The sequence below is a fragment of the Flavobacterium limi genome, assembly GCF_010645075.1.
GTDB classification, from domain to species: Bacteria; Bacteroidota; Bacteroidia; order Flavobacteriales; family Flavobacteriaceae; genus Flavobacterium; species Flavobacterium limi.
The window spans coordinates 507,114-523,176 of sequence record NZ_JAADZV010000001.1 but is presented as its reverse complement, the minus strand read 5'-3'; the positions used below and the strand labels follow the sequence as shown (position 1 = coordinate 523,176).

Below are 16,063 nucleotides of genomic sequence, written 5' to 3'. Positions count from 1 at the left end.
TAAATAAAAAACTAAATCAAATCCAAATTTCTATTACTAGGAATTTGGATTTTTTTTCCCTTAAAAACAATGAAAGAAATAAGCGTAACATCATCTTTTCTGGTTTTTGACACCTTAGAAGAATTACCAAAAGACATTCAGGATTTAATGAGTCAGGCCGTAGCCATTCGTAAAAAAGCCTATGCACCCTACTCCCAATTTAAAGTTGGCACTGCACTATTATTGGATAACGGAAAAATTATTTTAGGGTCAAACCAGGAAAACGCAGCTTATCCATCCGGATTATGTGCAGAACGTGTGGCTATTTTTCATGCAGGAAGCGTTTATCCGGAGGCTAAAATCTTAAAAATGGCAATTACTGCAGCTTCGGATACAAACCAAACACAAGCTCCAATTCCTCCTTGCGGATCCTGTCGACAATCCATTGCAGAGTATGAAATTAAACAAGATACCCCTATAGAAATCTATTTTATGGGAGAAATTGGTGCAATTTATCAATCTTCATCCCTAAAAAACCTGCTCCCTTTCATGTTTGACAAAAAGTTTTTATAAAAAAAACAAAAAAAGCCAAAAAGTACCTTTTAAATTTTAGTTCTTAAATGTAATGTCTTATTTTTGCATCCCGACCCTTCGGGCGCAAATTTGTGGGAGGAAACTATTTTTGCGTTATAGGTGATATTGATAACACAAAAAAACAACTTTAGCAAAAGAAAGAATTCAGATGAAAGAAGTTACAAAAGAGGTTTACTTAAAGTGGTATGAAGACATGCTGCTTTGGAGAAAGTTTGAAGACAAACTTGCAGCATTATACATCCAACAAAAAGTCAGAGGATTTCTTCACCTCTACAATGGTCAGGAAGCAGTATTAGCGGGAGCTTTACATGCTATGGATCTGACTAAAGACAAAATGATTACTGCATACAGAAATCACGTTCAGCCAATAGGTATGGGAGTTGACCCAAGACGTGTTATGGCCGAGCTTTTAGGAAAAGCTACAGGAACTTCTAAAGGTATGGGAGGTTCTATGCATATTTTCTCAAAAGAACATCGTTTTTACGGAGGTCACGGAATCGTAGGTGGACAAATTCCTGTAGGAGCCGGATTAGCATTTGCTGATAAATATTTTGAAACAGGTGGTGTAACTATGACTTACTTTGGTGATGGCGCTGCCAGACAAGGTTCATTGCACGAAGCCTTCAACATGGCTATGTTATGGAAACTTCCAGTTGTATTTATCGTGGAAAACAATGGTTACGCAATGGGAACTTCTGTTGAAAGGACTGCAAACCATACTGATATCTGGAAACTTGGTCTAGGATACGAAATGCCATGTGGTCCAGTGGACGGAATGAATCCTGTAAAAGTTGCTGAAGCAATGCATGAAGCTATCGAAAGAGCCCGTCGCGGAGACGGACCAACTTTCCTTGAAATGAAAACGTACCGTTACAGAGGACACTCTATGTCTGATGCACAATTATACCGTTCTAAAGACGAGGTTGAAGAGTATAAAAAAATTGACCCAATTACTCAGGTTTTAGATGTAATTATGGATCAAAAATATGCTACTGAAGAAGAAATTGAAGTGATCGATCAAAGAGTTAAAGATTTGGTTGATGAATGTGTGAAATTCGCTGAAGAATCTCCATATCCGGATTTACAACAATTATACGATGTAGTATACGCACAAGAAGACTATCCATTTACACCTCATAAACTATAAATCATTATGGCAATTAAAGTAACAATGCCCCGTTTGAGCGATACTATGACGGAAGGAACGGTAGCGACTTGGTTAAAAAAAGTAGGCGACAAAGTTAGCGAAGGAGATATCCTTGCTGAAATTGAAACAGACAAAGCAACAATGGAGTTCGAATCTTTCAACGAAGGAACTCTTTTACATATCGGAATTCAGGCTGGAGAAACTGCTCCTGTTGATTCATTATTAGCCATCATTGGTAATGAAGGAGAAGATATTTCTGCTCTTTTAGCCGGTGGTGCTGCTCCTGCTGCTGAAGCTCCGAAAGCGGACGCTCCTGCTGCTGAAGCAAAAAATGAAACTGCTGCTCCTGCAAAAGCTGCAGCTGAATTACCAAAAGGTGTTGTAGTTGTAACTATGCCTCGTTTGAGCGACACTATGACTGAAGGTACAGTTGCAACCTGGTTGAAAAAAGTAGGTGATTCAGTTTCTGAAGGTGATATTTTAGCGGAAATTGAAACAGACAAAGCGACAATGGAGTTTGAGTCTTTCAATGCCGGTACTTTATTATATATCGGAATTCAGGAAGGAAACACTGCTCCTGTTGACAGTTTATTAGCTATAATTGGACCTGCAGGAACTGATATTTCAGGCATTGCTGATGGGTTTACTGCCGGAGGTACTGCAACTGCAAGTGCTCCTGTTGCTGCTTCTGAAGAAACTAAAACTGCTGCTCCTGAAGCTGAAAAAGCTCCTGAAGCTGTAGGAGAAACTTCAAACGGAAGAGTTATTGCTTCACCATTAGCTAAGAAAATTGCTTCTGACAAAGGAATTCAATTATCACAAGTTAAAGGTTCAGGAGAAAACGGACGTATCGTAAAAAGCGATGTCGAAAACTTTACTCCATCTGCACAGCCTGCCGCTAAAGCAGCTTCTGATGCAAAACCACAAGAATCTGCTGCTCCAAAAGTATTTGTTCCTGCCGGAGAAGTTTACACAGAAGAGATCAAAAATTCTCAGATGCGTAAAATCATTGCAAAACGTCTTTCTGAATCTTTATTCACTGCTCCTCACTACAACTTAGTGATCGAAGTTAGTATGGATGAAGCAATGGGAGCAAGAGCAACAATCAATACAGTTCCTGATACTAAAGTTTCTTTCAACGATATGGTAATCAAAGCTTGTGCTTTAGCATTGAAAAAACACCCAAAAATCAACTCTACCTGGAAAGAAGATGCTATCATCATCAATCACCACGTGAATATTGGAGTTGCTGTTGCTGTTGAAGACGGATTAGTAGTTCCTGTATTGAAATTTACAGATGCGATGAGTTTATCTCAAATTGGTGCTTCTGTTAGAGATCTTGCCGGAAGAGCTAAAAACAAAAAATTAGGACCACAGGAAATGGAAGGAAGTACTTTTACAGTATCCAACCTTGGAATGTTTGGTATTACTGAATTCAATTCAATCATTAATCAGCCAAATTCTGCCATCCTTTCTGTAGGTGCAATTGTTGAGAAACCAGTAGTTAAAAACGGTCAGATTGTAGTTGGAAACACCATGATGTTATCATTGGCATGTGACCACAGAACAATCGACGGTGCTACCGGAGCTCAGTTCTTACAAACATTAAAACAATACATCGAAAGCCCGGTTACTATGCTGGCATAATTCTTTGTTAATTTTATATTTAAATCCCGTTTTGTTATTCAAAACGGGATTTTTTGTTTAATTTTCATCCTCAAAATTCAATTCTTGACAATATGAAAAAGCTAATCCTTTTGACTTTATTTCTGACAGCTATAGCTTGTCAAAAGAAAGAACAATCCGAAAAACCAACAGTTACAGATGAACACAGCTATTCTAAACCGGAACTCGCTGTGGTCAAGCATCTGGACCTTGATATTAAAGTTGATTTTGATACGCAGACTATTTCAGGAAAAGCTTCTTGGCTGATTGACAATATTAGCAAAGGAAACGAAATTATTTTCGACGAGAATACTTTAAATATTTCAAAAGTTACCTTAGGCGACGAAGAGAAAGAAACGAAATTTGAATTGGGAAAAGATACTGAATTTCACGGAAAACCGCTTCATATCACAATTGAACCAAATACAACCAAAGTAAACATTTATTACAGCACAACTAAAAACGCTGTTGCACTACAATGGCTTACACCGGAACAAACAGCAGACAAAAAGAGCCCTTTTCTTTTTTCTCAGGGAGAAAGTGTTTGGTCCCGTACGTGGATTCCATGTCAGGATTCACCAGGAATTCGTTTTACCTATAATGCAAAAGTTACGGTTCCTAAAGATTTACTGGCGGTAATGAGCGCTGTAAATCCGCAGAAGAAAAATGATACTGGAGTTTACACTTTTAAACAAGACAAAGCGATTCCGTCTTACTTAATGGCAATTGCTGTTGGAGATATTGAATTTCAATCCATCGATAACAGAACCGGAGTTTATGCAGAACCATCAATGCTTAAAAAATCAGCTTATGAATTTGCTGAGCTTGGAAAAATGGTTGTGGCTGCAGAAAAACTATACGGACCATACCGCTGGGGGCGTTATGATGTTTTGGTTTTACCTCCAAGCTTTCCTTATGGCGGAATGGAAAATCCAAACTTAACTTTTTTAACTCCGGGTGTAATTGCCGGTGACCGTTCGTTAACTAGCTTATTAGCTCATGAACTAGGTCATAGCTGGAGCGGAAATTTAGTTACTAATGCAACCTGGGATGATATTTGGCTAAACGAAGGTTTTACAACCTATGTAGAACACAGAATTGGAGAAGCAATTTTTGGAAAAAAAGAATTTGAAATGCAAAACGTTATCACCAACAAAGAATTAACTGATAATGTTGCTGAATATGGCGAAACCAGTCCTGACACCAGATTGAAAGTTAGCCTGACCGGAAGAAATCCTGATGACGGAATCAGCATGATTCCTTATGTAAAAGGATATGCTTTTTTAAGAGTCATTGAAAATGCTGTGGGACGCGAAAAATTCGATCCGTTTATCAAAAATTATTTCGATGCTCATGCATTCAAATCCATTACAACAGAGGATTTCGTTAAATACATCAATGAAAATCTGATCAAAGGAGACAAAACCTTAGCTGATAAAATCAAATTAGAAGACTGGATTTACAAGCCAGGAATTCCATCAAACATTGTTCCTGTAAGTTCAGCTGATTTCGACGCTATTGATAAAATTCAAAAAAGCCGGAGAGAAACCGGTGTTACAGGTTTAAGCAAAAAAATCACGACTACAGCAGAAAAACAACATTTTATAGATCACCTTCCGGCTGATATTACTCCAAAAGAAATGGAAGCCATTGACAAAGAATTCAACTTTACAAAAGGCGGCAATTTCATTATCAAACGTCAATGGTTTGTTCAGGCTATTCGCCATCAATACAAAGATGCTAATCCTGCAATTGAGCAATTCTTGATCGGAATCAGCAGAACGGGATCTGTGATAATGCTTTATAAAGAAATGGTAAAAACTCCGGAAGGGAAAGTTTGGGCAAAACAGGTTTTTGAAAAAGCAAAATCTGGTTATCATGCCACAACTATTCTGGCTGTTGAAGATGTTTTGAAATAAACTTTTCGAAAATATAATACAAAGAGGTTGCTTTTTTTGAAGACAATCTCTTTTTTTTTGTGAGTAATATTTGTCATTCCGAGGAACGAGGAATCTCCGCAAGAAATTCCATAATCAGAGTCGACAATCTTTGTAGAGTTTCTTAAGAAGATCCTTCCTTCGTCAGGATGACAAACTAGGCTCAAATTAGCTTCTCCCAAAGCATGAGCGAAAAGATTTTTCATTTGGACCGAAGGGAAACTCCGCAAAGAAAGTCTCCAATCTTTGTGGTTACGAGTGTGATTTCTCCTTTCAGTCGAAATGACAAAACACCGTTATGAAAACGAGCCTCTTAGCCCAGATTGAAGTGAAAAAGCCCGGAGCTCAAAAGCCTGATTTTTCTTACCAGAAAACAGCGACCAACGGAAGCTCGTTTTATGGTTTAGAAAAACCAGGCTTTTGAGCGAGGACTTGAAACGGAAAGCTGGATTAGCTACTGAAAATAAAGCCAGGGAAAATTGTCCATCACATAGCGTCAATCCTCCATGTTCTAAAATCTGTAATCGTCGCACCTTTGTAATGTCAAAAGACAACAACAAATAATAACAATTAAAAATTAAATAAAATGACACGATTAACAGCATTAAACCCGGAAGAAGTAAGTGGAAAAACTAAAGATTTATTCAACGCTGTACAAGAAAAATTAGGAGTTATTCCGAACATGATGAGAACAATGGGAAACTCTCCAGCGGTTTTGGAAGGATATTTGAATTTGAGCGGTGCTTTGAGCCACGGTAAATTAAGTGCAAAAACAGGTGAATTAATCGCTTTGGCGGTTTCAGAAAGCAACTCTTGTGATTACTGTTTAGCTGCTCACACTTTTATCGGAGAGAAATTAGTAAAAGCAGATCCGGCAGTTTTAAAAGCAGCAAGATCAGGAAATTCTGCTGACGCTAAAACAGAAGCTATTTTGCAATTGGCAAAAACCTTAATCAGCAAAAATGGTTTGGTAAACGATGAAGATGTAAATAAAGCCAAAAATGCAGGAATTTCAGATGCTGAAATTGCAGAAACTGTTGCTCATACTGCGCTAAACGTTTTAACAAACTACTTTAACAATTTAGCTAATACTGAAATTGATTTTCCAGCTGTAGCTGAATTACAAAACTAATTTTACCAAAAATCATTATAAGGATAGTTGTGAATATTTTCATGACTATCTTTATATTTTTAAAAACTGCACTTTATGAATTCCCACAATGTTTCTACTTTAATAAATCCGCATACCGGTAATTTAGCCTTCAAAATTCTTCCATTTGAAGGTAATATTCATTTTGATCATTTGCAGCGCAATAATTATTACTCCTTAATTTGGGTAACTAAAGGAAAAGGGAAAGTCAAAGCCGATTTTGCAGAACATTATTTTGACGAAAACTCTCTCCTCGCCTTCTCACCTTACCAGCCTTTTATGCTTTGCGTAAGCGAGCCAATTGAAGGAATTGCGATTCATTTTCATCCAGATTTTTATTGCATTCACATGCATCAAAAAGAGGTTTCCTGCAATGGTGTTTTGTTCAATAATATTTATCAGCCTCCTTATGTAAAAGTTACAGAACAGGCGGGATTGACCTTTAATATGGTTATTGACCAAATGAAAGCTGAAATTCAAAATGCAGAATTGGCACAATATGAACTGCTCATTTCGTATTTAAAAATCTTTTTAATTACAGCTTCAAGATTAAAAACAGAACAATTAGAAGAAATGAATTCGGTTCCAGATGCAAAACAACCCTTGATTCTTCAAAACCTAAAGGATGCGATTGAACTCAATTTTAAAACCAAACATTCAGCAGGAAATTATGCTGATTTATTAAATATATCTCCAAAAGCGCTGGCTAAATTAGCTAAGAATTATTTCAACAAAACCCTAACCGATTTAATTTCGGAAAGAATCATTATTGAAGCGAAAAGAGAATTATACATGACCAATAAAACAGTCAAAGAAATTGCTTACGAATTGGGTTATGACGACGAGCATTATTTTAGTCGTTTCTTTAAAACGAATGCTGATGTTTCTCCTCAAATTTATCGCGAGACAGTTGGATTTGGAAAAATGCAGGCCTAATTTTATTTTTAGCCTCTATATTTTACCATATATTTTTACTTTTTATATGATGCTACAGCAAATACCTATACAAACTATTCTTGTTTAATACATTTAACTGAAAAACCATATTTTTTAAAAATACTATCCCTTCTTACATCGGCGAAAGCCTGAAACATTCTGGAACTCCAATGATAGAATTCGAAACTTCCAGTTTTTGTCCAGTAATATCCGTTCGATTTCAGCATATAAAAAGAACCTTCTTCATCTCTGTATCCTCCCGGTAAAGCAGTAAAACGTGTCGCATTATTTCCAATAACATTTGATGTAAGCCAATGTGAATTGCCTTTTTCTTTCAAAAAAATTCCTGCTGAATTAGATTTTATAAATGACTCCAACTCTCTTAAATCATCTTCTGTTGGAATCCTCCATCCTTTCGGTGCAATTCCCCGAATATCCTGCAAACAATTATAGTTGTATAAAAAACCATAATCTTTTACAAGAGCTATATCATTATTATAAAAAGAATAACCTGCTTGCTTTTCCTGTTTCCAATCGTTATTACTTTTAAGATATTTAACTGAATCACCGTTATTAAATCGGGTAACTTTTAAATTTTCTACCATCCAGGTTTGGTTTCCAATCCTGGTTGTATGATATATGTTACCATCTATATCTTCGACTGTTCCTGCATTTTTACAGGAAAATGCAACACATAAAAAGAGAAAAAGAGCTGTATAATTATAAATAGATCTAAGTTGTTTCATGATTAATTATTCTAAAGCATTTTAAAATTCTTTATCTTTCCATTTTCTTCATAAAATACGAAATGATCTTGTTCTAAATTCCGCACAAGAAACCCATTTTTCTTTATAACCAGTGATTCAGGTACTTTTTTCACTACATCTGTTCTTCCTGCTGGTTTTATTGATACACAAAAATTTACTCCTTCAGCAGTTATCTTTTCAATTGAAAAAGGCGAAATCCAATAGGAATAATCTTTATTGTCAGACAAAATAATTACCAATTTCAATTTGTTCCCTTCTCTGACTAATATAGCATAATCAAGAAGCTGATCATTGTTGACATCTGTAAAACACTCATTTGGAATTATACTTGAATCATAAAAATCCCAAAACAACTTCGAATACTCTTCCTTTTTTATTATTTCAACTGATGGAAATTGACGAAGTATAGCATTTTTTATCTCCTTAGGAATTGTAAAAACATTGTCTTGCTCCGAAATAGTTCTTTCAAAATCTACAATGTTCTCCTGGGACGAATTATTACATCCGTAGAAAAACCAAAGAAATACACAAAAAAATACTCGGTTTATTAATCCATTCATAGAAAAAATTATAATAAAAGCGATGTAAAAAATCACATCGCTTTTGGTTTCTATATTACATATTAATTACCAGATACCGTTTGCAGCAGTATAGGTTTGTCCATTTACTTTAGTACTGCAGCTCGTTGAGTTGACGTGCTGAACATTCGGATGTCCATTCGTTACTGTTCCTCCTAGGACTTTTGTATTAGTAGCGTCCTGCAATAAAATTCCCTGAATAGCCGTATTGGCAATATCAACCGTATTTACAGTACATCCATTACTGCCCGTAACACTAAAAAAGCCACGTCCGCTTCCTCGGGAATATACTTTAGTACAAACTACATTTGGTCCATTATTATTCGCACAACGAAAAGTTGCATAACCTGTAGTCGAACCTGTTGTACTATTATTTGTTCCGGTAACAGTGCCCACAGTACCATTTTTAGATTGATTCAGTAATACTCCGCAGGCCGCGTTGTTACTGGAAGTTACGTTACCAATACTAAATCCGTTAACACCGTAAGTTTCAACGGAATTATCCCCACCAGTAATATTTATCGTTCCGCTAATAGTCAAATTGCTGGTAGCCGCGGTACTATTATCAACTCTGATTCCTAATCCTAAACCAGACTGAGGCACTCCAATATTCATATTAATATTACTGATATTCATAACCGTACAACCTTTAAACCAAATACCATAGCGAGGTTTTCCTGTAACTTTCAGGTTTTTTACTTCAACATTGGTTTTTCTGTCAGCCCAGACAGGAATCACCAAAGCATCACCACTATTAGCATTGAAAGTGTTATTTGCAAAATCCAGCCCTGTGTAACTGGCCATATTTACATATTTTAAGGCACCGCCTGTAGAACCTGAGGCACCAGAAACACGAACCGTTACCCATTCTTTTGTATCTCTTCCTGAAGTAAGATTGTTAATCGCAGCCTGAATCGCAGCTACATAATCTGATCCAGTGTACTTGGTTACACCGTTTACTTTAGCGACATAAGCACCTGTAGAACCGGTTACTTCACCGGATAAATTACCTCCTTTTGCAGTTGAAACTACATAGGTTTCTTTTTCGTTCTGTGCAGCAGTTTCAGTGTTTGTTTCTTCTGTGTCACTTTCGCAGCCTGCGGAAAAACCTAATCCAACGAATAACATCGAGGCTAAAAAAAGCCTCTTAAACATTTCTTTTTTCATACTATTTTTTGGTTTGATAGTTAATAGGTCAGTAAATTATTACTATTGAAACCAAAAACTATCCTGTACCATCCTTCCTTCTGAAAAATATAAATATTTAAAAATCAACAACCTATACCAATATCAGTATTGACAACAAGTCAAGCCCGATTAAAGCATCAGAAAAAAATTAAACTTTTTTATTCTTCGCTTCGATCCATTTAGACATATACATTGTACTTTTTAAAGTATGATGCTGCAGCAGGTTTCCCATAAAATTATGAAGGCGATGGGATTCAGAATCATTCAATAATGTATTAACTCTATTTATCAATTTTTCCGAATATTTATCTTTTAAATAACATTCATTGACAATAGGAATTCCATTTTTTTGAGACTGTAACCAAAGATTTTCATCCAGATATAGCGAAATTGCTTTTTTAGCAAACTCATGTGGGTTATCTTCAATGAAACCATTCCATGGTAAATTTTCATTCATAGCTTCTGAACCAATCGTTGAAGTTACGCTTGGCGTTCCACATTGCATCGCTTCCAGTAATTTTCCTTTGAGACCCGCTCCGAAACGTATGGGAGCCAAAACCACCTTCGCTTTTTTAACGATTTCATTAGCGTCTTCTGCCCTTCCCATGATAAAAAAACCGTTTTTAGGCTGATGCAACTGCAAAACTTTTTGAGATGGATAAGCGCCATACACCTCTAAAACAGCTTCAGTAAACTGTTTTTTTATGGAAGGCCAAATCGATTCTTTTAAATATTGAACCGTATTCCAATTAGGTTCATGAAGAAAGTTCCCGATGAAAACAAAGTTCTTACGATCTTCAAAAGAAGGCAATTGCAGTAAATCTTCCCTAGACATTTTTTCAACCAAAAAAGGCAAATATTGCAATAGCGCAGCATCGATTTTAAAGAAATCTTTTAAAATTTGCATTTCAAATTCTGAAATAATATAACTTAAATCACATCTCAAAATACTGGCGATTTCACGTTTGGCAACCTCTTCAGAAAGCAAATCCGTCAACTTAAAAATTCTGTTTTCCTTAAAAGCTTTTTGCCTGGCAGTTCTTAAGCAATGCAAATCTTCGGTATCCAATAGCCGAATAGCTTTTGGGCAGTTTTCTGCAACACGCCAGCCAAATTGCTCTTCGATCATAAAACGATCAAACAAAACAACATCCGGATTGAGTTCAGTTATAAAATCATCAAAACTCGAATTATTCAGCTCAATTGACTTTTTTTTAACACCAAATTCAGACAAATCAACCATAAAATCACTGTCTAAAGCGGGACTCGCAAATGTAATATCAAATCCATTTTCTTTAAAAATAGTGATCAACTGCATCATTCTCCCGCCAGCCGCAGAAGAATTTGGTTCAGGCCAGACAAAGCCTATAATTAATAGTTTTTTCAACCGTTTCATTATAATTGGTTTCATTTTACAAAATAATGGTTTTTTGAACGTTTTTGCACCATTTTTACTAAGTTTTGGTTATAAAAAAAGACTAATTTTGCAGCATCTAAATTACCGTTGTCATGTTAGGATTAAAGTTAGCCACAGACCCTCGCTGGGTAAATATAGTCGAATCGAATATCGAAGAAATTTTAACGGATCATGCGTGGTGTGAGCAAAAAGCTGCTTCAAACGCCATCAGTTTAGTTACGTATAACTCTGAATTAGAGGAATTAGTAACCGAAATGCTCGTTATTGCAAGAGAAGAACTGGAACATCTGCAAATGGTTCACAATGTAATCAAAAAGAGAGGACTGACTTTGGGACGTGAAAGAAAAGATCATTATGTAAATGAACTTTTTAAATTCATGAAAAAAGACGGGAGCCGAAAAGATGCCCTTTGTGATCGTTTATTGTTTTCAGCTATGATAGAAGCCAGAAGCTGTGAGCGTTTTAAAGTGCTTTCTGAAAATATAAAGGACGAAGAATTAGCCAAATTTTATCGCGATTTGATGATTTCAGAGGCAGGTCACTACACTACATTTTTAGGATTTGCCAGGAAATATGCTGACAATGTCGATGTAGATAAACGCTGGAAAGAATGGATTGAATACGAAGGCTCCATTATTACCAATTATGGAAAAAACGAAACTGTTCACGGATAATCCTCTTCTTTAATCATTATTTCAAACAACTTCTCAATATTATTTATGTCAAAAAACAAATCTAAATCTATCTTATTAAAAATTGCCAAATATTCTGGAATAACATTTGCCGTTGTTTTGGCATTACTTTTTTTGACACCTATTGTTTTTTCTGATAAAATTAAAGAGCAAATCAAAAAAACTGCGAACCAAAAACTTAGTGCAGAGTTGAATTACTCAGATGTTTCTCTTTCGTTTTTTCATCATTTTCCTTCGTTAACTTTAACTTTAAATGATTTAAACTTAAACGGATCAGCACCTTATACAAATCAAAAATTCATTACAGCCAAAGAAGTATCTTTTGGAATTAATGTTGCCAGTCTGCTATTTAGCAAAGAGGTAAAAATCGATCAGATTTATTTATCTGATTCGTTTATTAATGTAAAAGTCAATCCGAAAGGAGAGGCAAACTATAACATTTACAAATCTACTTCACAACAGGAAAAATCAAATGACACCACAGATACTGCTTTAAAACTGGATAGAATTGAAATTTTAAATAGCAAAATCATTTACGACGACCAGTCAACCAAAGTGCATTTTGACGCTTTAGGATTTAACTATTTAGGAAAAGGGGATTTAAACAAAGCCGTTTTCGATTTATATTCAAAAGCAAAAATTGAAAAACTGAATATTGTTTATGATGGCGAACCGTATTTAATGAATAAAAAGATCGATGCAGATTTGATTACTAAAGTTAATATAAACTCATTGTCTTTTTATTTCCAGCAAAACAACTTAAAAATCAATCAGCTATTGGTTGATTTCAAAGGCAAGTTTGACTTTTTGAAAGATGGCTATAATATGGATTTTGTCATTAAATCAGACAATAGTGATTTGTATGATGTCTTTACGGCTTTCCCTCCAAAATATATTACCTGGCTTTCAAAAACCGAATTAAAAGGAAAAACTAATTTACTTTTTACCCTAAAAGGAAATTATATCGCTTCTCAAAACATTGCCCCGAATTTAAATTTAGATGTAAAAATCGATAACGGATTTGTAAATTATGATAAAAGTGCTTTTCCGGTTTCAAACTTAAATTTAGAAGTTAAAACAACAGTTCCTTCTTTAGATCCGGATCTTTTAATTGTTGATACCAAAAATTTGTCTTTAAACATTAATAAAGATTATCTAAAATCAAAATTCTATATAAAAGGAGCAAATACTCCTGATATAAATGGTGATTTTAAAACCAAAATCGATCTTGACAAATTAAGCAAAGCCTTAGGAATTCCCGGTATTACATTGAAAGGAGCATTAACCGGAGACATTAAAACCAATGGAAAATTTGATCAAAAGAACAGGCTATTCCCTACTACTAAAGGTTTAATCGAATTGAATAATGGGTATATAAAAACCCCGTATTATCCAAATCCGATTACCAATATCAGAGTAAAAACTACCATTGACAATGAAAAAGGGACTTTTGATGATTTAAAAGTAAAATTAAAACCGGCACAATTTACTTTTGAAGGAAAACCTGTTTTTGTATCGGCTGATCTGAGCAATTTTGACGATTTAAATTATGATGTAAAAGCAAAAGGAGAACTCAACGTTAAAAAAATCTATAAGGTTTTCTCTCAAAAAGGACTTGATCTGGATGGTTTTATAAAAGCTGATCTGACTCTAAAAGGAAAACAAAGCGATGCCACAAAAGGAAATTACAGCAAACTTAATAATAAGGGAACGCTTGAATTACGAAACATTGGAATCGCATCAGAATATCTCCCTAAAAAATTCATCATCAAAGAAGGTATTTTTAAAATCAATCAGGACAAAATGTCTTTTAATAACTTTTTGGCCGCTTACGGACAATCTGATTTTAAAATGAACGGATATCTGCAAAATGTTTTTAATTATGCCACTAATACGGGGATTCTAAAAGGGTCATTTACAGTTTCGGCACGATATATTAACGTAGACGAATTTATGTCAACTACAAACACTAACACATCTACAACAAAAAATCCTGTTCCGCAAACTGAAACAAAACCTGGTACAACGCACCAGACAGGAGTTATCATAATTCCGGCGAATCTAAACCTTCAGTTAATGGCAAATGCCCAAAAGGTATATTTTGACAAACTTAACCTTCAAAATGCAAAAGGAAATTTAAGCATGAAAAGTGGCAAACTTACCATGCGAAATACAGGATTTAATTTAATTGGCTGTAATGTAAGCATGAATGGCAATTATCAGGCAACAACACCTCAAAAAGCCAGTTTTGATTATGCTATTAACGCTTCGGATTTTGATATTAAAAGAGCATATAATGAAATTGAAGTGTTTAGAAAAATGGCAAGTTCTGCTGAAAAAGCGCAGGGAATTGTTTCTTTAGACTACAAACTAAAAGGCCGTTTAAGTGGTAATATGGAACCTGTTTATCCATCTTTAGCAGGCGGCGGAACACTTTCTGTAAAAGATGTAAAAATAAGGGGATTGAAAATGTTTAATGCCGTGAGCAAGGAAACAAGTTCTGAATCCATGAAAAATCCTGATGTTTCTAAAGTAAATATTAAAACTACAATCAAAAACAATATTATGACTGTGGAACGTTTTAAATTTAAATTTGCCGGATTCAGACCAAGAATTGAAGGAACAACAAGTCTGGACGGAAAACTGAATTTAAAAATGCGTTTAGGATTGCCTCCATTGGGAATATTTGGAATCCCGCTGACAGTTACCGGAACACAGAATAACCCAAAAGTAAAAGTTGGAAGAAATACTGAAGATCTGGAAGAAACACAGGACACTGAATAAAACTTCAATAACAATGGCAATGGCAAAATTCAATTAAAAAACAGAATACTCAGACATAAATTCCAAAAATACTTCCACTCAAAACATTAACCATTTTCAAAATTTAAAACTTTGAAAATGGTTTTTTAATGCAATATTTCGAGAAACGAGAAATCTTTACATGAAACTCTACAAAGTATTCTTCGTCTTTGAGGAATATTGTTGCGGAGATTTCTCCTTCGTCGAAATGACAGAAAAGCCAATAATACCCCATAAAACAAAAAACCCGATCTTTTCAGAACGGGTTTTCTATAATAATTTATCTAATGATTATGCTTCGAATGGAAGGATAGATACATAAGATTTGTTATCTCTTTTCTTTTGGAACTTAACAACTCCATCAACTTTAGCATGTAAAGTATGATCTTTACTGATGTAAACGTTTTCACCTGGATTGTGTTTTGAACCTCTTTGTCTAACGATGATGTTCCCAGCAATAGCAGCCTGTCCACCAAAAATCTTAACGCCTAGACGTTTTGATTCTGATTCTCTACCATTCTTCGAACTACCGACACCTTTCTTGTGAGCCATGACGTATGAGTTTAAATATTGTTATTATTCTTCTTTAGCTTCTTTTTTTGCTTTTGGAGCTGCTTTTTTTGCTTTTGGAGCCGCTTCAGCTTCAGTAGCCGGAGCTTCTTCTGCTACAACTGCTTTTTTAGCTGCTGCTTTTTTAGTTCCGCCTGCTGCAGTAATACCTTCAATTACAATTTGTGTAAGATATTGTCTGTGACCATTTCTTTTTTTGTATCCTTTTCTTCTTTTCTTTTTGAAAACGATAACTTTATCACCTTTTAAGTGTTGTAACACTTTAGCTTCTACTGAAGCACCTTCTATAGCTGGGGCGCCTAAAGTTACGCTTCCGTTATCGTCTAATAAAAGAACTTTGTCAAAAGAAACTTTTGAACCTTCTTCGTTAGCCAAACGGTGAACATAAACCTTTAAGTCTTTGCTTACTTTAAATTGTTGCCCTGCTATCTCTACGATTGCATACATACCAAATTGATTTATTGATTTTTAAGGTTGCAAATATACAATTAATAATTTACTGTGCAATCCCTTAATTCAAAAATATTTTTCACCCTTTAAAGTCTGCTTTTCAATGCATTCCGTCTCTTTTTTAAGACAACTCAGAAGTAATAGATTGTTAAAATACCGGCAAAATAAATCCCCTTTTTTAAATAACAACT

15 protein-coding genes are annotated in these 16,063 nt (G+C 35.1%); 9 read left to right on the top strand and 6 right to left on the bottom strand.

Features of this window, described 5'->3' with window-relative positions; translation table 11 throughout:
- Positions 1 to 69: 69 nt before the first annotated feature.
- The 7 genes from cdd to GXM16_RS02205 all read left to right on the top strand — a co-directional run bounded on the left by cdd (position 70) and on the right by GXM16_RS02205 (position 7,408).
- A complete protein-coding gene (gene cdd, locus GXM16_RS02230; protein ID WP_163392305.1) occupies positions 70 to 552 on the top strand; it encodes a cytidine deaminase in 483 nt (160 codons plus the stop codon).
- Between the two features lie 169 nt (positions 553 to 721).
- The gene (pdhA, locus tag GXM16_RS02225; RefSeq protein ID WP_163392304.1) at positions 722 to 1,720 is read left to right on the top strand and encodes a pyruvate dehydrogenase (acetyl-transferring) E1 component subunit alpha; all 999 of its coding nucleotides are present in this window, start codon (positions 722 to 724) and stop codon (positions 1,718 to 1,720) included.
- 6 nt (positions 1,721 to 1,726) lie between these two features.
- Positions 1,727 to 3,367: a pyruvate dehydrogenase complex dihydrolipoamide acetyltransferase gene (locus tag GXM16_RS02220; protein WP_163392302.1), complete on the top strand. Its 1,641-nt coding sequence runs from the start codon at positions 1,727 to 1,729 to the stop codon at positions 3,365 to 3,367.
- A 92-nt stretch (positions 3,368 to 3,459) separates the two neighbouring features.
- On the top strand, positions 3,460 to 5,304 hold the full coding sequence (locus GXM16_RS02215) for a hydrolase/aminopeptidase (protein WP_163392300.1): 1,845 nt from the start codon (positions 3,460 to 3,462) through the stop codon (positions 5,302 to 5,304).
- A 316-nt stretch (positions 5,305 to 5,620) separates the two neighbouring features.
- Positions 5,621 to 5,746 (top strand): hypothetical protein, encoded by a 126-nt coding sequence (locus tag GXM16_RS22975; protein ID WP_262892341.1) that lies wholly within the window; start codon positions 5,621 to 5,623, stop codon positions 5,744 to 5,746.
- A 162-nt stretch (positions 5,747 to 5,908) separates the two neighbouring features.
- Entirely contained in the window at positions 5,909 to 6,454 is a 546-nt protein-coding gene (locus GXM16_RS02210) for a carboxymuconolactone decarboxylase family protein (RefSeq protein WP_163392298.1), read from the top strand.
- Positions 6,455 to 6,529: 75 nt separating this feature from the next.
- Entirely contained in the window at positions 6,530 to 7,408 is an 879-nt protein-coding gene (locus tag GXM16_RS02205) for a helix-turn-helix domain-containing protein (protein ID WP_163392296.1), read from the top strand.
- A 74-nt stretch (positions 7,409 to 7,482) separates the two neighbouring features.
- Here the strand turns inward: GXM16_RS02205 and GXM16_RS02200 are convergent, their stop codons facing one another.
- The 4 genes from GXM16_RS02200 to GXM16_RS02185 all read right to left on the bottom strand — a co-directional run bounded on the left by GXM16_RS02200 (position 7,483) and on the right by GXM16_RS02185 (position 11,337).
- On the bottom strand, positions 7,483 to 8,154 hold the full coding sequence (locus tag GXM16_RS02200) for a fibrobacter succinogenes major paralogous domain-containing protein (protein WP_163392294.1): 672 nt from the start codon (positions 8,152 to 8,154) through the stop codon (positions 7,483 to 7,485).
- An 11-nt stretch (positions 8,155 to 8,165) separates the two neighbouring features.
- Entirely contained in the window at positions 8,166 to 8,735 is a 570-nt protein-coding gene (locus GXM16_RS02195; protein ID WP_163392292.1) for a hypothetical protein, read from the bottom strand.
- Positions 8,736 to 8,801: 66 nt separating this feature from the next.
- Positions 8,802 to 9,920 carry a hypothetical protein gene (locus tag GXM16_RS02190; protein WP_163392290.1) on the bottom strand — a complete coding sequence of 373 codons (1,119 nt, stop codon included), beginning with the start codon at positions 9,918 to 9,920 and terminating at the stop codon, positions 8,802 to 8,804.
- Positions 9,921 to 10,089: 169 nt separating this feature from the next.
- Complete coding sequence (locus GXM16_RS02185) at positions 10,090 to 11,337, bottom strand: glycosyltransferase (protein WP_163393235.1); 1,248 nt, start codon at positions 11,335 to 11,337, stop codon at positions 10,090 to 10,092.
- 113 nt (positions 11,338 to 11,450) lie between these two features.
- Between GXM16_RS02185 and GXM16_RS02180 the strand changes: the two genes are divergently transcribed.
- Both GXM16_RS02180 and GXM16_RS02175 read left to right on the top strand, forming a co-directional pair.
- Entirely contained in the window at positions 11,451 to 12,032 is a 582-nt protein-coding gene (locus GXM16_RS02180; protein WP_163392288.1) for a MiaE family protein, read from the top strand.
- Between the two features lie 45 nt (positions 12,033 to 12,077).
- Complete coding sequence (locus GXM16_RS02175; RefSeq protein WP_163392286.1) at positions 12,078 to 14,834, top strand: AsmA family protein; 2,757 nt, start codon at positions 12,078 to 12,080, stop codon at positions 14,832 to 14,834.
- A gap of 309 nt (positions 14,835 to 15,143) precedes the next feature.
- Here the strand turns inward: GXM16_RS02175 and rpmA are convergent, their stop codons facing one another.
- Both rpmA and rplU read right to left on the bottom strand, forming a co-directional pair.
- Positions 15,144 to 15,404, bottom strand: a complete 261-nt coding sequence (gene rpmA, locus GXM16_RS02170; protein ID WP_025539465.1) for a 50S ribosomal protein L27 — start codon at positions 15,402 to 15,404, stop codon at positions 15,144 to 15,146.
- Positions 15,405 to 15,428: 24 nt separating this feature from the next.
- A complete protein-coding gene (gene rplU, locus GXM16_RS02165) occupies positions 15,429 to 15,869 on the bottom strand; it encodes a 50S ribosomal protein L21 (protein WP_163392284.1) in 441 nt (146 codons plus the stop codon).
- Positions 15,870 to 16,063: the final 194 nt, after the last annotated feature.

Bases quoted from the DNA above. Each gene is read 5' to 3' on its own strand.
- cdd (WP_163392305.1), top strand. From the start codon at position 70: ATGAAAGAAATAAGCGTAACATCATCTTTTCTGGTTTTTGACACCTTA.
- pdhA (WP_163392304.1), top strand. From the start codon at position 722: ATGAAAGAAGTTACAAAAGAGGTTTACTTAAAGTGGTATGAAGACATG.
- GXM16_RS02220 (WP_163392302.1), top strand. From the start codon at position 1,727: ATGGCAATTAAAGTAACAATGCCCCGTTTGAGCGATACTATGACGGAA.
- GXM16_RS02215 (WP_163392300.1), top strand. From the start codon at position 3,460: ATGAAAAAGCTAATCCTTTTGACTTTATTTCTGACAGCTATAGCTTGT.
- GXM16_RS22975 (WP_262892341.1), top strand. From the start codon at position 5,621: ATGAAAACGAGCCTCTTAGCCCAGATTGAAGTGAAAAAGCCCGGAGCT.
- GXM16_RS02210 (WP_163392298.1), top strand. From the start codon at position 5,909: ATGACACGATTAACAGCATTAAACCCGGAAGAAGTAAGTGGAAAAACT.
- GXM16_RS02205 (WP_163392296.1), top strand. From the start codon at position 6,530: ATGAATTCCCACAATGTTTCTACTTTAATAAATCCGCATACCGGTAAT.
- GXM16_RS02200 (WP_163392294.1), bottom strand. From the start codon at position 8,154: ATGAAACAACTTAGATCTATTTATAATTATACAGCTCTTTTTCTCTTT.
- GXM16_RS02195 (WP_163392292.1), bottom strand. From the start codon at position 8,735: ATGAATGGATTAATAAACCGAGTATTTTTTTGTGTATTTCTTTGGTTT.
- GXM16_RS02190 (WP_163392290.1), bottom strand. From the start codon at position 9,920: ATGAAAAAAGAAATGTTTAAGAGGCTTTTTTTAGCCTCGATGTTATTC.
- GXM16_RS02185 (WP_163393235.1), bottom strand. From the start codon at position 11,337: ATGAAACGGTTGAAAAAACTATTAATTATAGGCTTTGTCTGGCCTGAA.
- GXM16_RS02180 (WP_163392288.1), top strand. From the start codon at position 11,451: ATGTTAGGATTAAAGTTAGCCACAGACCCTCGCTGGGTAAATATAGTC.
- GXM16_RS02175 (WP_163392286.1), top strand. From the start codon at position 12,078: ATGTCAAAAAACAAATCTAAATCTATCTTATTAAAAATTGCCAAATAT.
- rpmA (WP_025539465.1), bottom strand. From the start codon at position 15,404: ATGGCTCACAAGAAAGGTGTCGGTAGTTCGAAGAATGGTAGAGAATCA.
- rplU (WP_163392284.1), bottom strand. From the start codon at position 15,869: ATGTATGCAATCGTAGAGATAGCAGGGCAACAATTTAAAGTAAGCAAA.